At 66.9% G+C, this 20,961-nt stretch carries 21 protein-coding genes; 5 read left to right on the top strand and 16 right to left on the bottom strand.

Going from position 1 to position 20,961, the window contains the following annotated elements; translation table 11 throughout:
- Positions 1-108 precede the first annotated feature (108 nt).
- Genes murB through ACEQZD_RS03705 form a run of 8 tightly spaced genes read right to left on the bottom strand, consistent with a single transcriptional unit; the run spans position 109 to position 8,414 of the window.
- On the bottom strand, positions 109-1,119 hold the full coding sequence (murB, locus tag ACEQZD_RS03740) for a UDP-N-acetylmuramate dehydrogenase (RefSeq protein ID WP_370184069.1): 1,011 nt from the start codon (positions 1,117-1,119) through the stop codon (positions 109-111).
- Positions 1,116-1,604 carry a low molecular weight protein-tyrosine-phosphatase gene (locus ACEQZD_RS03735; RefSeq protein WP_228548143.1) on the bottom strand — a complete coding sequence of 163 codons (489 nt, stop codon included), beginning with the start codon at positions 1,602-1,604 and terminating at the stop codon, positions 1,116-1,118. The genes murB and ACEQZD_RS03735 overlap by 4 nt, the downstream gene beginning before the upstream one ends.
- Complete coding sequence (kdsB, locus tag ACEQZD_RS03730) at positions 1,601-2,380, bottom strand: 3-deoxy-manno-octulosonate cytidylyltransferase (RefSeq protein ID WP_142949053.1); 780 nt, start codon at positions 2,378-2,380, stop codon at positions 1,601-1,603. The genes ACEQZD_RS03735 and kdsB overlap by 4 nt, the downstream gene beginning before the upstream one ends.
- An 8-nt stretch (positions 2,381-2,388) precedes the next feature.
- Complete coding sequence (gene lpxK, locus ACEQZD_RS03725; protein ID WP_370184067.1) at positions 2,389-3,378, bottom strand: tetraacyldisaccharide 4'-kinase; 990 nt, start codon at positions 3,376-3,378, stop codon at positions 2,389-2,391.
- Positions 3,371-5,119, bottom strand: a complete 1,749-nt coding sequence (gene msbA, locus ACEQZD_RS03720; protein ID WP_142949055.1) for a lipid A export permease/ATP-binding protein MsbA — start codon at positions 5,117-5,119, stop codon at positions 3,371-3,373. The genes lpxK and msbA overlap by 8 nt, the downstream gene beginning before the upstream one ends.
- Positions 5,116-5,541 (bottom strand): biopolymer transporter ExbD, encoded by a 426-nt coding sequence (locus ACEQZD_RS03715; RefSeq protein WP_067604772.1) that lies wholly within the window; start codon positions 5,539-5,541, stop codon positions 5,116-5,118. Before ACEQZD_RS03715 ends, msbA begins: the two co-directional genes overlap by 4 nt.
- Complete coding sequence (locus ACEQZD_RS03710; protein ID WP_142949056.1) at positions 5,538-6,179, bottom strand: MotA/TolQ/ExbB proton channel family protein; 642 nt, start codon at positions 6,177-6,179, stop codon at positions 5,538-5,540. The genes ACEQZD_RS03715 and ACEQZD_RS03710 overlap by 4 nt, the downstream gene beginning before the upstream one ends.
- A 15-nt stretch (positions 6,180-6,194) precedes the next feature.
- The gene (locus ACEQZD_RS03705) at positions 6,195-8,414 is read right to left on the bottom strand and encodes a DNA internalization-related competence protein ComEC/Rec2 (protein ID WP_370184063.1); all 2,220 of its coding nucleotides are present in this window, start codon (positions 8,412-8,414) and stop codon (positions 6,195-6,197) included.
- 130 nt (positions 8,415-8,544) lie between these two features.
- On the opposite strand from ACEQZD_RS03705, the gene ACEQZD_RS03700 reads away from it, so the two are divergent.
- A complete protein-coding gene (locus ACEQZD_RS03700; RefSeq protein ID WP_142949058.1) occupies positions 8,545-9,054 on the top strand; it encodes a DUF2062 domain-containing protein in 510 nt (169 codons plus the stop codon).
- 101 nt (positions 9,055-9,155) lie between these two features.
- Here ACEQZD_RS03700 and ACEQZD_RS03695 read toward each other — a convergent pair whose 3' ends face one another.
- Positions 9,156-9,854 carry an ABC transporter ATP-binding protein gene (locus ACEQZD_RS03695; protein WP_370184062.1) on the bottom strand — a complete coding sequence of 233 codons (699 nt, stop codon included), beginning with the start codon at positions 9,852-9,854 and terminating at the stop codon, positions 9,156-9,158.
- Entirely contained in the window at positions 9,847-11,082 is a 1,236-nt protein-coding gene (locus ACEQZD_RS03690) for a lipoprotein-releasing ABC transporter permease subunit (RefSeq protein ID WP_142949060.1), read from the bottom strand. Before ACEQZD_RS03690 ends, ACEQZD_RS03695 begins: the two co-directional genes overlap by 8 nt.
- A 211-nt stretch (positions 11,083-11,293) precedes the next feature.
- Between ACEQZD_RS03690 and ACEQZD_RS03685 the strand changes: the two genes are divergently transcribed.
- From ACEQZD_RS03685 to ACEQZD_RS03675, 3 genes are all read left to right on the top strand, one after another.
- The gene (locus ACEQZD_RS03685) at positions 11,294-11,995 is read left to right on the top strand and encodes a hypothetical protein (RefSeq protein WP_228548052.1); all 702 of its coding nucleotides are present in this window, start codon (positions 11,294-11,296) and stop codon (positions 11,993-11,995) included.
- Positions 11,988-13,019, top strand: a complete 1,032-nt coding sequence (locus tag ACEQZD_RS03680; RefSeq protein WP_370184058.1) for an agmatine/peptidylarginine deiminase — start codon at positions 11,988-11,990, stop codon at positions 13,017-13,019. Before ACEQZD_RS03685 ends, ACEQZD_RS03680 begins: the two co-directional genes overlap by 8 nt.
- 64 nt (positions 13,020-13,083) lie before the next feature.
- Complete coding sequence (locus ACEQZD_RS03675; protein WP_370184055.1) at positions 13,084-13,977, top strand: carbon-nitrogen hydrolase; 894 nt, start codon at positions 13,084-13,086, stop codon at positions 13,975-13,977.
- On the opposite strand, the gene ACEQZD_RS03670 is transcribed toward ACEQZD_RS03675, so the two are convergent.
- The 6 genes from ACEQZD_RS03670 to ACEQZD_RS03645 form a co-directional block, all read right to left on the bottom strand.
- Positions 13,978-14,382, bottom strand: a complete 405-nt coding sequence (locus ACEQZD_RS03670) for an MAPEG family protein (protein WP_370184054.1) — start codon at positions 14,380-14,382, stop codon at positions 13,978-13,980.
- Between the two features lie 102 nt (positions 14,383-14,484).
- Entirely contained in the window at positions 14,485-14,730 is a 246-nt protein-coding gene (gene tusA / locus ACEQZD_RS03665; protein WP_370184052.1) for a sulfurtransferase TusA, read from the bottom strand.
- A gap of 10 nt (positions 14,731-14,740) precedes the next feature.
- Positions 14,741-15,982, bottom strand: a complete 1,242-nt coding sequence (locus ACEQZD_RS03660; RefSeq protein ID WP_370184050.1) for an MFS transporter — start codon at positions 15,980-15,982, stop codon at positions 14,741-14,743.
- Positions 15,975-17,003, bottom strand: coding sequence for a 23S rRNA (cytidine(2498)-2'-O)-methyltransferase RlmM (gene rlmM, locus ACEQZD_RS03655; protein ID WP_370184047.1), 1,029 nt, complete (start codon positions 17,001-17,003; stop codon positions 15,975-15,977). Before rlmM ends, ACEQZD_RS03660 begins: the two co-directional genes overlap by 8 nt.
- A gap of 116 nt (positions 17,004-17,119) precedes the next feature.
- Positions 17,120-18,004: a formyltetrahydrofolate deformylase gene (purU, locus tag ACEQZD_RS03650; RefSeq protein ID WP_142949066.1), complete on the bottom strand. Its 885-nt coding sequence runs from the start codon at positions 18,002-18,004 to the stop codon at positions 17,120-17,122.
- Positions 17,991-19,031, bottom strand: coding sequence for an AraC family transcriptional regulator (locus tag ACEQZD_RS03645; RefSeq protein WP_142949067.1), 1,041 nt, complete (start codon positions 19,029-19,031; stop codon positions 17,991-17,993). The genes purU and ACEQZD_RS03645 overlap by 14 nt, the downstream gene beginning before the upstream one ends.
- 128 nt (positions 19,032-19,159) lie before the next feature.
- Between ACEQZD_RS03645 and ACEQZD_RS03640 the strand changes: the two genes are divergently transcribed.
- A complete protein-coding gene (locus tag ACEQZD_RS03640) occupies positions 19,160-20,695 on the top strand; it encodes a cryptochrome/photolyase family protein (RefSeq protein ID WP_370184045.1) in 1,536 nt (511 codons plus the stop codon).
- The last annotated feature ends 266 nt before the right edge of the window (positions 20,696-20,961 follow it).

Here is a 20,961-nt window from a genome sequence, read left to right as displayed (position 1 = left end):
ATCGGTTCCGCCGTGGCGGCAAGGCCGGTTCAGGCTAACAGGCGCGCCCCGTGAGAACCACTGGCGCCCGGCGGCAGGAAACAAAGCTTACACCCTGGCGGGTCAGCGTCAGGGCAACGCCACCGGCTCCTGTTCCAGCGTCACACCGAAACGGGCCAGCACGTCCTCGCGCACGGCGGCGGCCAGCGCCAGCACGTCGTCGGCGCGGGCGCCGCCCTGGTTGACCAGCACCAGCGCCTGGTCCCGGTGCATACCCACCGGCCCCAGCCGGCGGCCTTTCCAGCCGGCGTCCTCGATCAGCCAGCCGGCGGCCAGCTTGGCGCCGTCCGGGTGCGGGAAGGACACCAGCTTCGGATAGTCGGCTTTCAGCCGTGCCAGCTCCGCCGCGCTGACCACCGGGTTCTTGAAAAAGCTGCCGGCGTTGGGCAGCACCGCCGGGTCGGGCAGCTTGCTTTGCCGCAGTTCGATCACCGCCGCCCGCACCGTGGCCGGGGCCAGGGTGCGCGGGTCCTGGCCGGCGAAGCGCTCGGCCAGGCCGCCGTAGTCCACCCGGCGGGCGCCATGGCGGTGCAGCCGCAGGGTAATGCCGGTAATGATGAACTCGCCCCGTCGGCGGCTTTTGAACAGGCTGTCGCGGTAGCCGAATTCGCACTGATCGGCGCGAAAGCGCCCTGCCCGGCCATCGGCCACCGCCACGGTGTCCACGCTTTCCAGGCAATCGGCCAGCTCCACGCCGTAGGCGCCGATGTTCTGAAACGGCGCGGCGCCGGCGGTGCCGGGAATCAGGGACAGGTTTTCCAGACCGCCCCAGCCGCGCGCCACGGTGTCCGCCACCAGCCGGTCCCAGACCACGCCGGCGCCGACGCGCACCCGCACCTGATCCGCGCTCTCATCCAGGTAGTCGATGCCGTCGAACGCGGGGATCACCGTGAGGCCCGGCAGGTCGCCGCGCAGCACCACGTTGCTGCCCTCGCCAAGCACGTAGAGCGGCTCGCCCGGGTCGCGCCCGGCCAGCAGTTCGCCCAGCGCGGCCACGTCCGTGGGCCGCGCCAGCCGTCGGGCCCGGGCCGGCAGCGCCAGGGTGTTGGCGCCGCTCAGGTCGGCGTCGTGTTCGATCACAGCCGCTCCCGCAACCGCGCCAGCCACAGGTCACTGGCGCGCTCCACCAGATTGAGCACGTGGCCGAAACCGTCCTCGTCGCCGTAGTAGGGGTCCGGCACTTCACCGGGGCCGTCATCGCCGAGCACATCCAGGAAGCGCGCCAGCACCAGCCCCTCGCGGGCGACGCCCGGGCCCGGGTCGAGCGCGCGCAGGTCGGCCAGGTTGCTGTTGTCCATGGCCAGGATGTAATCGAAGTGGCGGAAGTCCTCGGCGCTCACCTGGCGGGCGCGCAGGTCGTCCATCGGGTAGCCGCGCTCGGCGGCGGCGGCGCTGGCGCGACGGTCCGGCGGCCGGCCGATGTGCCAGTCGCCGGTGCCGGCGCTCTCGATGCGAAGCCGGTCGCTCAGGCCGGCGTCCCGCACCCGCTGGCGGAACACCGCTTCGGCGGTGGGCGAGCGGCAGATGTTGCCCAGACACACAAACAGTATCGACAGCGACGTCATCCCCGGTTTTCCTCCGCTCGCAGGTGGCGGCGCATGCGCTGCAGATCCATGTCCGTGTCGACCCCGCCGGGCACCGGCTCGCGGGCCGGCGCCACATGGATGGCGACGCCGTTGGCCAGGGCCCGCAATTGCTCCAGGGATTCGTGCATTTCCATGGAGGCCGGCTCCCAGCTCACGAACTGGTGCAGAAAGCCGACCCGATAGGCATAGATACCGATATGACGCCACCAGTAGCCCGGGTCCATATCGATATCGTGCGGGTTCGGTTGCTGGCTGAAGGCATCGCGATGCCAGGGGATCGGCGCCCGCGAGAAATACAGGGCGCGCCCGTTGCAGTCGAACACCACCTTGCAGACGTTGGGGTTGAACAGATCGATGCCGCGCTCGATGGGCTCGCACAGGGTGGCCATGCGGCACTCCGGGTGGGCGGCCAGGTTCTCCGCCACCTGGTCGATCACGGCGGGCGGGATCAGCGGCTCGTCGCCCTGCACATTGACCACGATGTCGTCGTCGGCCAGGCCCAGCTGCTCGGCCACTTCCTGCAGCCGGTCCGTGCCGGAGGGATGATCGGCGCGGGTCATCACCACCTCGCACTGGTCGCCCACGGCGTCGCGGACGCGCTCGTCGTCGGTGGCCACCAGCACCCGCGTGGCGCCGCTTTTAGCGCAGCGTTCCGCCACCCGGGCCACCATCGGCCGGCCGGCCAGATCCGCCAACGGTTTTCCCGGCAGGCGCGAAGACGCGTACCGCGCCGGCACTACCACATAGAAACTCATAGCTGTCCTTACTGAGGCTGCGATTGCAATGCACGATCAATCATGGCGTCCAGGGTGGCCGGCGGCAAATTGGCGTGCACCGGCAGCATCCACAGGCGCGGATCGTCGAAATCACGGCATTTTACCGCATCTTTTTCGGTCATGATCACCGGCCGGCCGTCGGCGAAGTCCAGGTCCGCGGCGGTGAAGCCATGATGGTCGGCGAAGGCGTGCGGGGTGACCGCCAGGCCGAGCAGCGCCAGGGTGCGGAAAAAGCGCTCCGGGTTGCCGATGCCGGCGACGCCGTGCACCGCCCCGTAACGCTCGCGGAACGCCGCCGCGTCCAGGGTCTCGCCGTCGCGCAGCCGCACCAGATCGCCGGGCACCAGATGCATGGTGGTGGCGCCGGGCCAGGCGCCGCCGTTGGCGACCAGGAAATCCACCTGGGAAAGGCGGGACGCCGGCTCGCGCAGCGGGCCGGCCGGCAGGCAGCGTTGATTGCCGAGGCCGCGGCGGGCGTCGATCACCACCACCTCGCTGGAGCGCGGCAACGCATAGTGCTGCAGGCCGTCGTCGCTGATCACCAGGTCCGGCTGGAACTCCGTGACCGCCCGCCGCAGGGCGCGGTCTCGCTGAGGGTCCAGCACCACCGGCACCGCCGCGCGGCGCGCGATCAGCAGCGGTTCGTCGCCCACTTCACGGGGGTCGTCGTGCAACGCCACGACGCGTGGGTAGGCGTCCGCCCGGCCGCCATAGCCCCGGGAGATCACCACCGGGTTCAGGCCGCGCTCCCGGGCACGCCGGGCCAGGGCAATCACCAGCGGCGTTTTGCCGGTGCCGCCCACCGCCACGTTACCGACCACCAGCACCGGCACCGGCGGCTGCTCGGCGCGCCGCCGGAAGCGGCGCAGCCGGCGGCCGGCCACGCGCCCCACCAGCCAGCCCAGCGGGCGCAGCGGCGTCAGCCAGCCGCTGCCTTCGTACCAGCCGCGCTCTACGCGGCGGCGCCAATCAACCATGGCCGTTGTCGGCGAAATCCATTTTGTAGAGCTGGGTGTAGAGTCCATTCTTTTCCAACAATTCGCTATGGGTGCCCTGCTCGATCAGCTGCCCCTGGTCCAGCACCAGAATGCGGTCCGCTTTCTCGATGGTGGACAGCCGATGGGCGATCACCAGGGTGGTGCGCCCTTCCATAAGACGCTCCAGCGCCTGTTGGATGTGGTGCTCCGACTCCGTGTCCAGGGCGCTGGTGGCCTCGTCGAGAATCAGAATCGGCGCGTCCTTGAGCAGCGCCCGCGCGATGGCGATGCGCTGGCGCTGGCCGCCGGAAAGCTGGGCGCCATCCTGGCCCACCTCGGTGTCCAGGCCGTGTTCCAGGCCCTGGATGAAGTCCCAGGCGTAGGCGTTGCGGGCGGCCTGTTCCACCTGGGCGTCGTCGGCGTCACGCATCTCGCCGTAGGCGATGTTATGGCGCACGGTGTCGTTAAACAGCACCACTTTCTGGCTGACCATGGCGATCTGACGGCGCAGATGGGCCAGCTTGTAGTCCGGCAACGGCACGCCGTCGAGCAGCACCTGACCCTGATCCGGGTCGAAGAAGCGCGGCAGCATCGCTGAAATGGTGCTCTTGCCCGCGCCCGAGCGGCCGATCAGCGCCACCGTCTCGCCGCTGTTGACCTTGAGACTGAGGTTGCGCAGCACCGGTTGTGCCGGGTCATAGCCGAAGGTGACGTCGCGGAATTCGATGTTGCCGTCGGTGCGCGGCAGGTCCTGGTCGCCTTCGTCCCGCTCTTCCGGGCGGTCCATCAGCTCGAACAACGAGGCCGCGCCGGTGACGCCACGCTGGATTTTCACGTTCACGTCGGTGAGCTGCTTGAGCGGCTTCTGGATCATCCCGGCGGCGGCGATGTAGGACAGGAAGCCGCCCACGGTCAGCGCTTCGCCCATCATCGTGATGTACAGATAGGTGACCGCGCCGATCGCCACCGACACGAACAGCTGCACGATCACCGTGGAGCCGATCTTGCTGGCGTTGAGTTTGGTGTTCTGACGGGCAAAGCGGCGGCTCACGGAATGAAAGCGGTCGGCCTCCAGCTTCTGGCCGCCGAAGATCTTCACCGCCTGGTTGCCCTCGATGGCTTCGCCGAGAAACTGGGTGATATTGCCCATGGAGCCCTGGATACGGCGGCTGATATGCCGGAAACGCTTGCTGGTGAGGTTCACCACCAGGCCCACCAGGGGCGCGGCGATCAGCAGGATCAGCGTCAGTTTCCAGTTCTGATACAGCAGGAAGGTGAGCAGCCCGATCACGGTAAGGCCCTCGCGCAGCATCACGATCAGGGCATCGGTGCCGGCGCTGGTGATCTGCTGGGCGTCGAAGATGATCTTCGACATGATCCGCCCGGAGGCGTTGTTGTTGTACTCCGCCTGCGGCAGACGCAGCACATGGCCGAACACGTCGTTGCGCAGCCGGTAGACGATTTCCTGGGCCACCCAGGTCATCGAATAACTGCCCATGAACTGGCCGAGCCCCTGGGCCAGCGCGATAAAGAACGGCGCGATGGAGACGATCACCACGCGGTGCGGTTCCGGGTTGACCACGGTCTCGCCCAGGTAGCCGGCCAGTTGCGCAGCGCCGGCCTGGGTGGCGGCGTAGATGGCGTAGCCGATGACACTGGCGAACAGGATCAGGGCGTGGGGCTTTACGTACGACAGCAGACGTTTGTACGTCTGCCAGGCATCATCCGGTAGTTGGCTCATTGGCCCTCTTCGTCGGCTTCGCGGGTGGTCAGCGACAGCTTATCAAAGCCCAGCTGCCCGGCCACATCCATCACCCGCACCACCGCCTGATAGCTGGCGTTGGCGTCGGCGGTGATGATCATCGGCAAGGCGGCTTTGTCCTGCCCCAGCCGGAGCAGCGCCGAACGCAGGCCCGCCTCACTGTTGTCGGTGAGTTTTTCACCGTTGATCAGATATTCCCCGAGCGGCGAGACCAGCACCTCCACCGCCTGCGCCGGGCTCTCCGGCGGCATGCCCTGCGCTTCCGGCAGGGTCAGTGAAAGCTGAGTCTCACGGGTAAAGGTGGTGGAAACCATGAAAAAGATCAGCAGCAGGAACACCACGTCGATCAGCGGCGTCAGGTTGACGCTGATCTCTTCCTGGCGCGGGCGCGGGAACTTCACGTTTTCTCTCCAGGAGTCTGCCCCGGAGTCGCCTCCCGCTCACCGTGGACCAGATCGACCAGGTGCACGGCGCTCTGCTCCATGCCCACGGTGATTTCCTCCACCCGGCGCACGAAAAAGCGATGGAAGAAGATCGCCGGGATCGCCACCACCAGACCGGCGGCGGTGGTCAGCAGGGCCTGGGAGATCCCCCCGGCCAGCTGCGCCGCGTCGCCGGTGCCGTGCATCATAATCGCGGCGAACACGTCGATCATGCCGATCACCGTACCCAGCAGCCCGAGCAGCGGCGCGATGGCCGCGATCGAACCCAGCGTGGAGAGGTACTTCTCCAGGTCGTGGACCACGCCGGTGGCCTCCTCCTGGATGCTTTCCTTCATGATGTCGCGGCCGTGGCGGGCATTGGCCAGCCCGGTGGCGAGAATCCGCCCCAGCGGCGACTCCTCGCGCAGCGTCTTGAGCCGCTGGGCGTTCAACTGGCCCTTTTTCAGCCAGCCGCGCACCTGCGGCAAGGTGCCCGGCGGCGCCAGCTTGTTCGGACGCAGAGTCCAGAAACGCTCACCGACGATGGCCAGCGCCACCACCGAGCTGATCAGGATCGGGAGCATCATCCAGCCCCCGGACTGCACAAGATCCTGCACGTTGCGATCCCCTTTTCACAGTTCCGGCTCGCGGTGCCAGGGCCGACCATGGGCCCGGCGCCACTTTGTTATGAGCGCGGCATTATCAGGGCCGCCCAGGCGAAACACAATCATGCCGGTCCGGTCGGTGCGCAGAAGCGTGACGCCGGCCGCCTCCAGCCGGTCGACCACGTCCGGGTCGGGATGGTCGAAGCGGTTGGCGTAACCCATCGACGCCACGGCCCAGCGCGGCGACACGGCCCGCAACCAGGCGGTTGACGAGGAGGAGTCGCTGCCGTGATGGGCAAGCTGCAGCACCGTCGTCGGAGCCACCCGCCCCAGCAGCCGGTATTCCACCTGTTTGGGGATGTCGCCGGTCAGCAGCGCACTGGCGCCCAGGGCGTCCACCCGCAGCACGCAGCTGGCGGCATTGCCCTGGTACGACCCGTCCGGCGGCCACAGCACCTCGAAGCGCACGCCGTCGAACCGCCATTGCTGCCCGGCCCGGCACGGTCGCGCCCCGTCCACCCGGTCGGGCTCGCCGCTCAGCAGGCGCCCGGTGTGCTCCAGATCCGCCAGGCCGCCGGCGTGGTCGCCGTCACCGTGGCTGACAATGGTGAGGTCCGGGGTCAGGCCATGGCGCCGCAGCCAGGGCAGCAACACGCTTTTCGCCGCCGACCCGCCGGCCCAGCCCGGCCCCAGGTCGTAAAGCACCAGGTGGCGCTGGGTACGCAGCGCCAGCGCCTGCCCCTGCCCCACCTCGAAAACGATCAGATCCAGCTGGCCCCGGGCCGGCGGCTCGGCGCCGGGCAACCACCAGGGCAGTAACCCCAACAGCAACAGCCGGCGCGGCCAGGGCCAGGCCGGTAACAGCCACAGCAACGCCGACCCCAGCAGCGCCAGACCGGCCCAACCGGGCGCCGGCGCCAGCGGCGGCGACGGCAGCCCGTGCAGGCCCTCCATCATCAGCACCGAGGCCTCCACGCCGGTGGCCGCCGCCAGCAGGATGGCGGGCACGTCCAGCGCCACGCCCAGCAGCGCCGCGGGCACCACCAGCAGGCTGAACAGCGGCACCAGCAACAGATTCGCCAACGGGCTCAGCCACGCCCAGGTATCGAACAACCAGGCCCCCAGCACCGCCATCAGCAGGGGTAGGCTGACCATCACCGGCCAGCGACCGCCGTCGATCAGCAACAGGATCACCGCCACCGCCGTGAACGACAACCACAGCCCGGCGGATAACGCCGCCAGCGGCTGCACCAGTAAAACCGCCAGCAACGCCAGCCCGAGCACGCTGCCCGCCGCCGGCCGCGCCCGGCGCAGCCGGCAGGCGGCCAGCACCGCCACCATGATCAGGGCGCGCTGGGTGGGCAGCGCGAAGCCCGCCAGCGCCGCGTAGCCGAGCGCCCCGGCCAGCGACGGGGCCCAGGCCCACTGCTGCAGGCTGAAGCGCCGCGCCGGCGGGCACGCAAGCCACAGCAGCGGCGCCAGCAGCCAGCGCCCCAGCCCCCACAGCAGGCCGGTGACCAGCGTCAGGTGCAGGCCTGAAATCGCCAGCAGGTGGGCGGTGCCCAGGTCGCGGAACAGCCGCCATAGCGGCGGCTCCAGACCACGGCGGTCGCCGGTGACCAGCGCCGGAATCACCGCGGCACCCGCGGGACTGACGGACAGCAGCTCCCTGACGCGCCGGGAAAGATCGGCGCGGCGGGCGTCCAGGCTGTCAGGCCGCCCCCGCTGGCGGATCACCGCCGTGAGCACGCCACGGGCGTCGATGCGGTCGGCGAGATCGAAACGGGCGCGGTCCGGCCCGGTCTGGTTGTACCAGCCATGGGGGAAGAAGAGACGCACCTTGCCGCGCAGCCGGTCACCGGCCTCCAGCGCCGGCAGCGGCGCCCAGGCCGTGACCCGCACCCGGTGACGGCCCGGCCAGGGCCGCTCGTCGACGGCCAGGCGCAGGTCCAGAATCATCCGCTGGCGGCGCAGGGTCTCGCCGAAGCGGCGGCGCGTGTCCGTGACCGGCAGCCCCACCACCCGGGCTTCCACGGTCAGCGGGGTGCCGTTCAGATACTCCGGCAGCCGGCGATCCAGCCCCTGCTCCAGGGCCAGCAGCCCGTAGGCCCAGGACAAGGCCAGCAGCAGGCACCAGCCGCGCCCGCGCGGCAGCGCCGCCGCCAGGGCCGCGCACACCGCCAGCGGCCACCAGAGGCCGCTCCAGACCGCCGCGATCATCGCCGCAGGGGAAAACCAGTATCGCATCCTTGCTCACCGGGTTGTTATGATCACGCCTCCATGTAACGGCGCGGCGTCTCGGTCACAGGTCGATGTAGGCGTACGCCGCCCGGGTCGGCATAATAGCGCCCGTCTTCCAGGGACCTTGCAGTTTCACATGCCCAAACATTTGTTCCGCAAATACCTGCCCTCGCCGGATCGCCTCAAAGGACACAAATCCCTGAGCTTCCTGGGAGAGGTATTGTCGGACCCCAACCTCTGGCACATAAACCGCCACTCCCTGGCCGGGGCCGCCTTTATCGGCGTGTTCACCGGGCTGCTGCCGATTCCCCTGCAAATGGGCCTGGCCGCCCTGCTGGCGGTGCGCTTCCATTGCAACCTGCCGCTTTCGGTAATGCTGGTGTGGATTTCCAACCCGGTCACCTATGTGCCGATCTTTTATTTCACCTACCGGGTGGGCGCCTGGATGACCGGGCTCACGCCCAGCTCCGACCACGCCATCAATGTCGCCTGGTTCGTGGAGCAGCTGGTGCCGTTGTGGATCGGCTCGCTGACCTGCGCGCTGATCGCCGGTCTGGCTTCCTATTTCACCGTCAAACTGTTCTGGCGGCTGGCGGTGGTGCGCAGTTGGAATCTTCGTGCCCGCCGCCGGCAGCGGCAGCAGTAACGCGCTGATCCCTACAGCCTAACGGCGACGGCGCCGCCGGCCTGTCAGCCAGCGGCGATAATCCGGGAAGGAAAAAACGGAAGGTGTTGTGCGCCGGCGGCTCAGGCCACCGGATGCAGCAGGCCGTCGTGCAGCTCGTGGCGGCTCTGGCAGCGGCCCGCGAAGTGATGATCGTGGGTAACCACCAGGAAAGCGGTGCCCAGGCGCTGGTTGAGCTCCAGCATCAGGTCCTGCACCTGGTCGGCGGTGCGCTCGTCCAGGTTACCGGTGGGCTCGTCGGCCATCACCAGCGCCGGGTCGGTCACCAGGGCGCGGGCGATCGCCACCCGCTGCCGCTCGCCGCCGCTCAGCTGCGCCGGCTTGTGCTCGGCGCGCGGCGCCAGGCCCACCTGATCCAGCAGTCGCTCGGCCCGTTGCGCGGCTTCCCCCGGCTTGAGGCCACGGATCAGCAACGGCATGGCCACGTTCTCCCGGGCGGTGAACTCCGGCAGCAGATGGTGGAACTGGTACACGAAACCCAGATCATGATTGCGCAGCCGGCCCAGCGCCCGGTCATTGAGACCGGCCAGAGGCTGGCCGCCGATCCGCACGGTGCCCTCGCTGGGCACGTCCAGCCCGCCCAGCAGGTTGAGCAGCGTGGATTTGCCCGACCCGGAGGTGCCGATAATGGCGGCGATGTCGCCCCGGCGGACGGTCAGCTCCACGCCGTTGAGCACCTGCAGCTCGCCACGGCCTTCCGGGTAGCGCTTGACCAGCCCGCGGGCCTCCAGCACCGACTCCTGATGTTCACCGTTACTCATAGCGCAGGGCCTCCGCGGGTCGCACCCGGCTGGCACGCCAGGATGGATACAGCGTGGCCGAGAAGCTGATCAGCATGGCGATGCCGACAATCACGGTGACGTCGCTCCATTTCAGCTGCGACGGCAGATAGTTGACGAAGTAGGCATCGAACAGACGGGTGTTGAAGGTGGCTTCCACCCAGGCCGCCACCTCGCTCACATTGGTGGCCAGCAGCACGCCGAGCACGGTGCCCAGGAAGGTGCCGGCCAGGCCGATCACCGTGCCCTGAACCATGAAGATGCGCATGATGGTGCCCGGCGAGGCGCCCAGGGTGCGCAACACGGCGATGTTGCCGCGCTTCTCGGTGACCAGCATCACCTGGCTGGAAATAATATTGAACGCGGCCACGGCGACGATGAAGCTGAGCAGCAGCGTCATCATGCTCTTTTCCATCTTGATGGCCTGGAACAGGTTGCCGTGGCTGCGGGTCCAGTCGCTGGTGTAGTAGTCCGGCCCCAGCGCCTGCTGAAGTTGCCAGCCGATCTCCGGCGCGGCGAACAGATCGGTGAGGCGCAGATGAATGCCCTCGACGGTGCCGGGCTGGCGTTCCAGCCGGGCGGCGTCCTCGTTGGCCACATAGGCGTAAAGACTGTCCACCTCGGCCCGCGCCCGGAAACGGCCGACCACGGTGAAACGCTTGAAGCGCGGCATCACCCCGGCCGGGGACACGCTGGCCTCCGGCAACACCAGGGTGATCTTGTCGCCGGTTTCAGCGCCCAGCTTACGGGCCAGCGCGTAACCCAGCACGATACCGAACTCACCGGGCTGCAGATCCTGGAGGTCACCGTCCCACATCATCTCATCGACGATGGACACGTCCTTCTCCGCCTCCGGCTCGATGCCGTTGACCAGCACCCCGGCCACGTTGCCCTCGTAGGTGAGCATGCCCTCGAGCTTGATGAACGGCGCCGCCGCTTCCACGCCCGGGTAGTCACGCACCTGGTCGGCCAGCGCCTGCCAGTCGGTGACCGGCTCGCGGCCGTGCACGGACAAATGGGTGACCATCCCCAGAATGCGGGTCTGAAGTTCCCGGTCGAAGCCGTTCATCACCGACAGAACGGTGATCAGAACGGCGACACCGAGCATCAGCCCGAGCGCGGAGATCAGGGTGATCACGGAGATGAAACTATTGCGGGCCCGGGCGCCGGTGTAGCGCAGACCCACGAACAGGGCAAAGGGTCGAAACATGGCGCGCATTTAAGCACTAAAACGGCGGCCTGTGCCAGTCGCTTTGTGACGACTATCCGCGACCACACAACGGCGATTTGATTCAATCCCGGCACCACAAAAAATCGTCGACGCGGGCGGCGGCGCGGGCAAGGCTAAACACCGTTTTACTTGAACAGAGGTTCACGCTGTCCGTACTATCAGTACCGGCTTATCCAAGGGGGAAGAGGTAATGGGCAAGATATTCACGGCGTTGGCACTGGCGACCACGATGTACTGGCCGGCCACGGCGTTGGCCGCGTCGGACCAGGACATCCCCGGCCGCGGCCTGAGCAAGGCCGAGGTGCGCGCGCAATTCGGCGAACCCCGGCATACCCGGCCGTCGGTGGGTAAACCGCCGATCACGCGCTGGGACTATGACGGCTTCAGTGTCTATTTTGAAAACGACACCAGCCTGCACAGCGTGCGCGAAAAAGAACGCGCGCCGGCGGCCGAGCCGTCCCCAGCCGGCGACGCGCCGGGCGAAGCCTCGGAGGCGCATTCCACCCTGGAAGCGGAAGTGGGCATTTCTCCGGCCAACGGCGAGGAGCCGCCCACGGAAGAGGAAGAGCAGGAAACCAATATCGAGGTGGAGACCTTCGATCCGCCGCGCAATAAAGAGGAAGAGGACGACGAAGCCAGTTCCGAATCCGATTCCGCGCCGGGCAGCACCGCGGTGCGCGCCAAAGCGGAAAGCGCCGAGGAGCGTGCAGAGAAGGATTCCGACGAACGTGCCGAAGAGGACGCCGACGACGACACCCGGGAGCGCACCGATGACGGCGCCTCGGACGACGCCGCCGAAGGCGATAAAGCAAGCGACGGACGTTTCCGCTTCGATCCGGCCACCGGCCGCATCGTCGTGGACGACCCCCGGGAAGACCAGGACAGTGACTGATCACCGCCACACCGAGCGCCGCCTGTTACCGGAGTGGCACCCCCAATGGGGCATCCTGCTGGCCTGGCCCGACGAGCACACCGACTGGGCCGGCCGGCTGTCCCCGGCACGCGACACCTATCTTGCCCTGATCAAGGCGCTGCTCGACCACGAAGCGGTGCTGCTGGTATGCCGCGACAGTGAAGCGGCGGAGACCGCCCGGACACTGATCGACGACAGCGGCGCCGACAGCCGCCGGCTGCGCATCCGCATCGCCGACTACAACGATACCTGGGCACGGGATTTCGGCCCCATCGCCGTGCAGGAAAACGGCGCGCCGGTGCTGCTGGATTTCCGTTTCACCGGCTGGGGCGGCAAATTCGAAGCGGCCCTCGACGACCGGCTCAACCGCGCCCTGCCCTGGCGCGTGACCCTGCATACGCAGGACCTGGTCCTGGAAGGCGGTGCCATCGACACCGACGGCCACGGCCATCTGCTCACCACCCGCGCCTGTCTGCGCAACCCCAACCGCAACCCGGCACTGGACGAGGCGACGCTGGAAAGCCGGCTGCGGGAATCCCTGGGCGTGGACACCATCTGGTGGCTCGACCACGGCCACCTGGAAGGCGACGACACCGACGCCCATGTGGACACCCTGGCGCGCTTCGTGAACGCCACCACCCTCGCCTATGTGCACTGCGACGACCCCGACGACAGCCATTACCCGGCGCTCTCCGCGATGGCCGCGCAACTGCGCGAGCTGGCCGACCGCGAAGGGCTCGACCTGGTGCCGCTGCCCATGGCCCGCGCCCAGTACAGCGACGACGGCGAGCGGCTGCCGGCCACCTACGCCAACTTCCTGATCACCAACCGCAAGATCCTGGTGCCGCTGTACGATTGCGACACCGATGACGCCGCCCTGAAGGCCTTCGCCGCCGTAGCCGGCGAGCGCCAGGTGCAGGGCATCCCCTGCCGACCGCTGATCGAACAGGGCGGCAGCCTGCATTGCATCACCATGCAACTGCCCGAGGGCGTGCTGGCCTGAGCCGGAAACTGCTATCCTTTTCACAACGCCCACTTTCCAACACCGCACCGGAAGAGACACCCACATGCGCGTTGCCGTGATACAGCAACAGAACACCGCCGACCTGGACGCCAACCTGGCCCGTTCCATGGACAAGATCCGCGAGGCCGCGGCCCAGGGGGCCCAGCTGGTGATGCTCCAGGAGCTGCACCGCAGCCTCTATTTCTGCCAGAGCGAAGACACCGCCATGTTCGATCTGGCGGAAACGGTGCCCGGCCCCAGCACCGACGCGCTGGGCGCGCTGGCCCGGGAACTGCAGGTGGTGATCGTCGCCAGCTTGTTCGAAAAGCGCGCCACCGGCCTCTACCACAACACCGCCGTGGTGCTGGAAAGCGACGGCCATCTGGCCGGCCTGTACCGCAAGATGCACATCCCCGACGACCCGGGCTTCTACGAGAAGTTTTATTTCACCCCCGGCGACGCCACCTTCAACGCCGGCCATTCCGGGTTCACGCCGATTCGCACCAGCGTCGGCAAGCTCGGGCTGCTGGTGTGCTGGGATCAGTGGTACCCGGAAGCGGCGCGCCTGATGGCGCTGGCCGGCGCCGATCTGCTGCTCTACCCCACCGCCATCGGCTGGGACCGCAGCGACGAGCCGGAAGAGCAGAACCGCCAGCTGGACGCCTGGATCACCGTGCAGCGCGCCCACGCGGTGGCCAACGGCCTGCCGGTGCTGGTCGCCAACCGCACCGGCTTCGAACCCGGCCCGGATGGCGCCGGCGGCATCGACTTCTGGGGCAACAGTTTTGTGTGCGGCCCACAGGGGGAATACCTGGCCCGCGCCGACCGGGACCAGGAACAGACGCTGGTGGTCGACCTGGACATGGCGCGCTCTGAAGAGGTCCGCCGCATCTGGCCTTACCTGCGCGACCGGCGCGTGGATGCCTACCAGGACCTCACCAAGCGCTACCGGGACTGACTAGGGCAGCAGTGTCCAGGCCAGATACAGCATGATCAGCACCTGCGCCACGAACAGAGTAGCGCGAACCAGCACCAGCGGCAGACTGGTGCCGATCAAATGCGCCGCGCTTTGCCCCAGACGACAAAAAATGAAGGCGCCGGCCAGTCCGTCCACCACCGCACTTTGTCCGGTGGCCGCGGCGGTTAGCACCAGGGCCGCGAACAGCGGCAGGTTTTCCAGACAGTTCAAATGGGCGCCTTTGGCACGTATCAGGAAAGCGGGGTCGTCAACCGGTTGGTTGCGCTCCCAGTGATTGGCCTTCTTGTTCCCCAGAAAAATCTGCGGCACCCGATAGCCAGCGTAGGTCATCGCCAGCAATAAACTCAGAATCACGAAGATCAGCAAAGCCGTAAAACCAGTCATTTTATTTCCCTTATCGCAGAGGCAAAGGCGGTCTGGGAGACCACGAGTATCTCAGAATGACACAGCGAAAATGAAAATGACGTTACCGAATGTAGTTCGGTGTCAGGCGCGCTTCTTTTCGATCCAGTAGAGGAACAGGTCCCCCCGCTGGCGCTGCTCCAGAAGCGTGTGGCCGAGAAACTGGCAAAACTTGGGAATATCCCGTTCCGTGGAGGGGTCGGTGGCGCGCACTTCCAACACATCGCCGGCGGCCATGTCGCGCACCTTGCCGTGCAGCAGCATCACCGGTTCCGGACAAACCAGGCCGGTGGCGTCGAGATGATGTTCAGCGTGCGGCGTATCAGTCATGGCAAAAAGGTCAGCCCAGTCGTTGCGGCGGCGGGCGCCAGAAAAGGGCCGCTATTATAACCAAGCCGCCAAGGCCCGCCGCAAGCAGGAAATGGCCGGCGTAGCCCAGCGCCGAAGCGCTGAAACCGCTGCCCAGCGTGAAAAGCCCCACCGCCATCAGGTACACCGATGCCTGCAGGGTGTAATCGCCACCCTCCCGGTCACGGCGGCAGTAGTCCATCATCACCACGAACAGGGCCACCGTGGAGAGGCCGTCCGCGAACTGCTCGAACAGCGCCACCGGCCAGATCCAGCCGGCCGCGCCGGCGGCCACCGCCCACCAGCCGACGAACGCCAGCGCCTGCAGCAAACCAAAGCCGATCAGCGCCGCCTTGCGGCTCAGCCACAGCATCAGCAGGCCGGCCAGCGCCGCCGCCAGTAACCCGGTCAGCGAGGCCGCCAGGTCCAACCGGCCGATGGCCGCCTGGCTCCAGCCCTCATCCACCAGAAACGGCTTGATCATCCGCGTGCCGAAGCCGTCACCGATCTTGTAGCCAAGCAGAATCACCACCCACAGCAGCAGGCCGGGCCGCTGCCAGAACCCCTGCCACTGGCGCCACCACCAGTGGCGCGATGTCCGTTCCGCCGGCGTCGGTATCGAAGGCGACGCCTCCAGGGGCTCGCGGAACAACGCCACCGGTATCAGCAATAACGCCACCGTGGCCGCCAGCAACCAGAGGCTGGCGCGCCAGCCGATCCAGTCGTTGGCCATCAGCAACAGGGCGCCGCTGAGAATCAGCCCGACCTTGTAGCCCAGCACCTGGACGCTGTTACCGGGCCCGCGCCATTCAGGACGCAGCAACCGCACGGCGAGGCCGTCGGCGGCGATATCCTGGGTGGCGCTGGCGGTGTTCAGCAGCAGCAACAGCAGTAACAGCAGCGGAAAGGCGTCGGCGAACCAGACCGCCCGCTCGGTGAAGGACAGCAGCAGCAGAATCAGCACCACCAGCGCCTGGCAGCCGATCACCCAGCGTTTGCGGTGGCCGGGGCGGCCCCGGCCGAGCCGGTCCACCCAGGGCGCCCACAGAAATTTCAGCGCCCAGGGCGCGGCGGCCAGGCCCAGCAGACCGATCCACTCCCGGGACAGGCCGCTCTCGCGGGCCAGGGACGGCACCGCCTTGGCCAGCAGGCCGGCGGGCAGGCCCTGCAGGAAATACAGCACCGCCAGGGTGCCCAGCAGCACCGGCAGCGCCGGCCGCCGCGCTTCAGGCATCGCGGCAGTCCACCCAGACGGTGATTTCCTCGCGGTCGTGATAGAGGTGCGCGGCCTGGATGCGGGCATCGGGGTACTGCCGCGACAGCCCCTCCTGGAGGCGCTCCAGCAAGGTGGCGGTCTCCCGGTAGCGGCGCGCCATCGGCAGCTTGAGATTGAACAAGGCGGTGCGGGCCCAGCCCTGCTGCAGCCACTTCTGCATCAGCGCCAGGGTGCGCGCCGGCTTGTCCACCACATCGCAGACCACCAGATCCACCGGCCGCTCCGGGCGCCAGGTGAAGGCGTCGCCGGCCACATGGCGCACCGGGTACTCGTCCATCAGGCGCGCGTCCAGCCGGCCATGGTCGACGCCGGTGACCTTGATGCCCAGCCGCGCCAGATGCCAGCTCCAGCCGCCGGGCGCCGCGCCCAGGTCCACGGCGGTGTGCAGACCCGGCGGCCGGCCCCGCCCGCAAAAACGCAGCAGCGCCTCTTCCAGCTTGAGCGCCGAACGGCTGGGCGCTTCCGGCGACAGCCGCAGGCGCATCAGGCCGCTCTCCGGCAACGGCAGCTCCGCCGGGCTGACACCGATCAGACCGTTGCGGGAGTCGTCGAAAAACAGATGCAAACGCTGCCGGGCATTGTTGCGCAGCAGGCCGTCCTTACGCAGCCGGGGCTCCAGCGCTTTGCGGAAGCCGCGCAGAAAACGGGCCAGCTCGCGGCCGTCATTGCTGTCCGCGTGCTCCAGATAGAGCTCGCTGAACGGCCCCAGCGCCCGTAGTGACGGCCACAGGGCGCCGATGCGATCGGTGTCCGGCAGGTCCTCAAAGCGATCCGGGCAGGGATACAGGCTGCGCGCGAACACCAGCCCGGTATCCAGCAACGACATCACGCTGCCCTGCTGGCTGTGCCAAAGCACATAGCCCTTGTTCTTGTCCGCGCGCGGGTAACCGGCCACGCCCATATCGGCGGCACGCTCGGTGAACTCCGCGGCCAGATCCGACTCGAACCCCGGCCGGCACAACGCCAGAAAAGTTTCCATAAAACGACAACTAGTGGTGAAGAGTTAATAGTTAACAGTGAATAGCGAAAAACCCGGCTTCGGAGCCGCCCGCTGTTAACTATTAACTATTAACTATTAACTGACCGTTGTTTTCGTCACTTGACGAAAACAACGGTCTTGTTTCCGTCCACGATCACCCGGTCTTCCAGGTGCCAGCGCACCGCGCGCAGCATCACCTGGCGCTCCACGTCCTGGCCCAGGCCGCGCAGCTCGGCCGCCGAATGGCGGTGCGACACGCGCTGCACGTTCTGTTCGATGATCGGCCCCTGGTCCAGGTCCTCGGTGACGTAGTGGCTGGTGGCGCCGATCAGTTTCACGCCCCGGTCGTGGGCCTGCTGATAGGGGTTGGCACCGACGAAGGCGGGCAAGAAAGAGTGGTGAATATTGATGATGCGGTGCGGGTGCCGGGCCACGAAGGTGGGGCTGAGAATCTGCATGTAGCGGGCCAGTACGATCACGTCCACTTGCCCTTCCAACAGCTCCAATGCCTGCGCTTCCGCCTCTTCCTTATTGTCCCGGGTGACCGGAATGTGGTGGTAGGGAATGCCGAAACGCTCCACTTCGCCGCGCAGGTCGTCGTGGTTGCTGATCACCATCGGAATCACCGCCGGCAGATCGCCCCGCGACACCCGCCACAACAGGTCCATGATCACGTGGTCATGGCGGGACACCAGCACCGCCATGCGCTTTTTATCAGCGGCGTAACTGATGTGCCACTGCATCCCGTAGCGGTTGGCGACGCGGTTGCGGAAGTTGTTCTCCAGCGCTTCGTGGCTGCAATCCAGCCCCGGGGTCTGGAATTCCAGGCGCAGAAAGAAAGTACCGTCCTGATGATCGCTGGAGTGCTGATCCAGGTCGGTAATGTTGGCGCCGTGGTTGTACAGAAACGTGGACACCGCGCTGATGATGCCGGGCTGGTCCGGGCAGGTCACCAGCAGGCGGGCGGTGGCCGCGTCCTCGGGTTTGTCAGCGGGGTTCATGAATGTCTCCGTGTGGATTGCCGAAATGGTCGCGCCGGTAGGCGGACGGGGTCTGACCGGTCCACTTCTTGAACGCCCTATGGAAAGAACTGGCCTCGCTGAAACCCATCAGCAGGGCGATTTCGTCGATGCTCAGTTCCGGTTTGGAAAGGTAATACACCGAAGCGTCCTTGCGGATCGAATCCTTGATTTCCTGATAGCTGGTGTTGCCTTCCTTGAGACGGCGACGCAGGGTCTGCGGCGTCATGCCGAGCTTTTCGCAGATCTCGCCGAAGTCGGGAAAATGGTTGCCGTACTCATTGGAGATGATCGCGCGGATCTGGGCCGGCAGCCCCACGTTGTGTACGTTGCCGTCGAACAACTGAGCCAGCGAGTCGCGCAGGAACTTGGACAGCGACAGCTCGTTCTGCACCAGCGGCAGGTCGAGAAAATGCGCCGGGAACACCACCTGGTTGACGTCGCTGTTGTAGTGCGTCGGGCAGTCGAACATAAAGCGGTATTCGTCGTCCTCGCGCACCGGCTCGTAGTCCAGGTACACCGCCTGCGGCTCCACCGCCTTGCCCACCAGCCAGCTCATAAAACGCAGCGACAGGAACAGCATCGCCTCGATGATCACATCGCGGAAATCCAGCCGGCGGTCCACGCGCACCATCAGAGCGGCCTGGTCGCCGTCACGCAGCAGCCGGCTGTCCACGCTCAGGTCAAACAAACTGTAGAAACGGATCCCCCGGTCCACCGCCGCTTCCAGGTTGGGGCAGTTGACCACCGCGTGGGCCATCATCGAAAACGTGCCGGGCTTGGACTTGCGGCCCTGCCCGAAGCCCAGGAACTCATCCTGGGTCTGCTCCATGACCAGCAACATCAAACGGATAAAGGTATCGCGCTCGATGCGCGCGTCCGGATCCTCCAGCACGCGCCGCTCGATACCGCACTGGTCAAGCAGCGCCGGAATGCTCACGCCACCGCGGGCGGCGCCCTGCAGCACCTTCACCACCCGCTGTACGTTGATTGTTCTTCGCTGAATCATTGGCCATCCTGAAACGTCACGTGCCCTGCCCCCATCGGACAAGCGCCCCATGATAAATACTTTTGACCCGGGCTTCATCGCCCGGCGCTACCCTGTGTAGCTCAACCCATCGCGCAAGGACCGCCACCATGGCCGCACCCCGCCTGATACTGATTCTCGGCGACCAGCTCAGCCCCCATCTCAGCAGCCTGGCCGAAGGCGACCCGGCCCGCGACCGGGTGGTAATGGCGGAGGTGGCCGGCGAGTGCGACTACGTGCCCCACCACCGCAAGAAGATCGCGTTCCTGTTCGCCGCCATGCGCCATTTCGCCGATCGCCTGCGCCAGGACGGCTGGCGGGTGGACTACTATACCCTGGACCAGGACCATCAGGACCTCACCGATGCTGTGCTGGCCAGCCGCCGCGACAGCGGCGCCCGCCAACTGCTGGTCACCGCCCCCGGCGAATGGCGGCTGCTCGAGGCGATGAAGCGCCAGTGGCCGCAGAAGCTCGGGTGCACGGTGCGCATCCTGGATGACCGGCGCTTCCTGTGCACCACCGAGGCCTTCCGGGACTGGGCCGAGGGCCGCAAGCAGCCGCGCATGGAATACTTCTACCGCACCATGCGCCGCGCCACCGGCCTGCTGATGGACGCCGACGGCCAGCCGCTGGGCGGACGCTGGAACTTCGACAAGGAAAACCGCAAACGCTTCGACGGCGAAGCGCCGCCCCCCGGCCCCAAGCGCTTCACCCCGGACGCCACCACCCGGGAAGTGCTGGAGCTGGTGGAAGCCCGCTTCCCCGACCGCTTCGGCGACCTGCAACCCTTCTGGTTCGCGGTCACCGAAGAACAGGCCCAGGAATCCCTGAGCCACTTTCTGGACCACGCCCTGCCCCACTTCGGCGACTATCAGGACGCCATGGACAGCGGCGACGACTTTCTCTTCCACAGCGTGCTCAGCCAGTACATCAACGCCGGCCTGCTCGACCCCCTGGCGGTGTGCGAGGCCGCCGAGCAGCGCTATCTGCAAGACAAGGCGCCGCTCAACGCGGTGGAAGGCTTTATCCGCCAGATACTGGGCTGGCGCGAATACGTGCGCGGCCTGTACTGGCTGCTGATGCCCGGCTACCTGGAAGAAAACCGGCTGGCCAGCCACCGCGACCTGCCCTGGTTCTACTGGAGCGGCGAGACCCGCATGCGCTGTGTGTCCGAAGCGGTGCGCGCCACCCGCGAGCACGCCTACGCCCATCACATCCAAAGGCTGATGGTCACCGGCAACCTGGCCCTGCTGCTGGGCGTGGAGGTAAAGCAGATCCACGAATGGTACCTGGCGGTCTACGCCGACGCCTACGAATGGGTGGAGCTGCCCAACACCCTGGGCATGGTGATGCACGCCGACGGCGGCTACCTGGGCTCCAAGCCCTACGCCGCCAGCGGCAAGTACATCCAGCGCATGTCCGACTACTGCGGCGACTGCCCCTACAAGGTGAGCAGCGCCGAGGAGGACAACAGCTGCCCGTTCAACAGCCTCTACTGGCATTTCATCCACCGCCACCGGCGGCGCTTCGAGAAGCACCCGCGCATGAGCATGATCTACAAAGCCTGGGGCCGCATGGCCGAGAGCAAGCGGGACGCGATCCTGGCCCGCGCCGAAACCCTGCTCGAGGATCCCGAACACCTTTAGGCAGCCTTGTGGGAGCGGGCCCCGCCCGCGAAAGGGCGCGAAGCTCCCGACAAAGGTTGCCACGCAGGATTCCAGAGACTTTTTCTCTCCAGAGAGCCCGCACCGGGATCGGTTGTGCCCGTCCAGGACACGCCACGAGTACGTCCCTGTAGGAGTCTGAGCGTCCGCCATTATTTTCACGCGTTGGTACATTTATGCTGACGGTAGGGATGGTGCTTGCGTTTTTTATCAGTCAATTGGTAGGCGTCTATATCGCTGGCAAGCTG

Origin of the sequence: Alloalcanivorax sp. (assembly GCF_964221125.1) — a bacterium.
GTDB lineage: Bacteria > Pseudomonadota > Gammaproteobacteria > Pseudomonadales > Alcanivoracaceae > Alloalcanivorax > Alloalcanivorax venustensis.
This window is presented reverse-complemented; position numbering and strand designations above follow the sequence as displayed.

What these genes read in the sequence shown, in the direction of transcription:
- ACEQZD_RS03735 (WP_228548143.1), bottom strand. Translation starts at nt 1,604, where the DNA reads ATGACGTCGCTGTCGATACTGTTTGTGTGTCTGGGCAACATCTGCCGC.
- kdsB (WP_142949053.1), bottom strand. Translation starts at nt 2,380, where the DNA reads ATGAGTTTCTATGTGGTAGTGCCGGCGCGGTACGCGTCTTCGCGCCTG.
- lpxK (WP_370184067.1), bottom strand. Translation starts at nt 3,378, where the DNA reads ATGGTTGATTGGCGCCGCCGCGTAGAGCGCGGCTGGTACGAAGGCAGC.
- msbA (WP_142949055.1), bottom strand. Translation starts at nt 5,119, where the DNA reads ATGAGCCAACTACCGGATGATGCCTGGCAGACGTACAAACGTCTGCTG.
- ACEQZD_RS03705 (WP_370184063.1), bottom strand. Translation starts at nt 8,414, where the DNA reads ATGCGATACTGGTTTTCCCCTGCGGCGATGATCGCGGCGGTCTGGAGC.
- ACEQZD_RS03700 (WP_142949058.1), top strand. Translation starts at nt 8,545, where the DNA reads ATGCCCAAACATTTGTTCCGCAAATACCTGCCCTCGCCGGATCGCCTC.
- ACEQZD_RS03695 (WP_370184062.1), bottom strand. Translation starts at nt 9,854, where the DNA reads ATGAGTAACGGTGAACATCAGGAGTCGGTGCTGGAGGCCCGCGGGCTG.
- ACEQZD_RS03690 (WP_142949060.1), bottom strand. Translation starts at nt 11,082, where the DNA reads ATGTTTCGACCCTTTGCCCTGTTCGTGGGTCTGCGCTACACCGGCGCC.
- ACEQZD_RS03685 (WP_228548052.1), top strand. Translation starts at nt 11,294, where the DNA reads ATGGGCAAGATATTCACGGCGTTGGCACTGGCGACCACGATGTACTGG.
- ACEQZD_RS03675 (WP_370184055.1), top strand. Translation starts at nt 13,084, where the DNA reads ATGCGCGTTGCCGTGATACAGCAACAGAACACCGCCGACCTGGACGCC.
- ACEQZD_RS03670 (WP_370184054.1), bottom strand. Translation starts at nt 14,382, where the DNA reads ATGACTGGTTTTACGGCTTTGCTGATCTTCGTGATTCTGAGTTTATTG.
- tusA (WP_370184052.1), bottom strand. Translation starts at nt 14,730, where the DNA reads ATGACTGATACGCCGCACGCTGAACATCATCTCGACGCCACCGGCCTG.
- ACEQZD_RS03660 (WP_370184050.1), bottom strand. Translation starts at nt 15,982, where the DNA reads ATGCCTGAAGCGCGGCGGCCGGCGCTGCCGGTGCTGCTGGGCACCCTG.
- rlmM (WP_370184047.1), bottom strand. Translation starts at nt 17,003, where the DNA reads ATGGAAACTTTTCTGGCGTTGTGCCGGCCGGGGTTCGAGTCGGATCTG.
- purU (WP_142949066.1), bottom strand. Translation starts at nt 18,004, where the DNA reads ATGAACCCCGCTGACAAACCCGAGGACGCGGCCACCGCCCGCCTGCTG.
- ACEQZD_RS03645 (WP_142949067.1), bottom strand. Translation starts at nt 19,031, where the DNA reads ATGATTCAGCGAAGAACAATCAACGTACAGCGGGTGGTGAAGGTGCTG.
- ACEQZD_RS03640 (WP_370184045.1), top strand. Translation starts at nt 19,160, where the DNA reads ATGGCCGCACCCCGCCTGATACTGATTCTCGGCGACCAGCTCAGCCCC.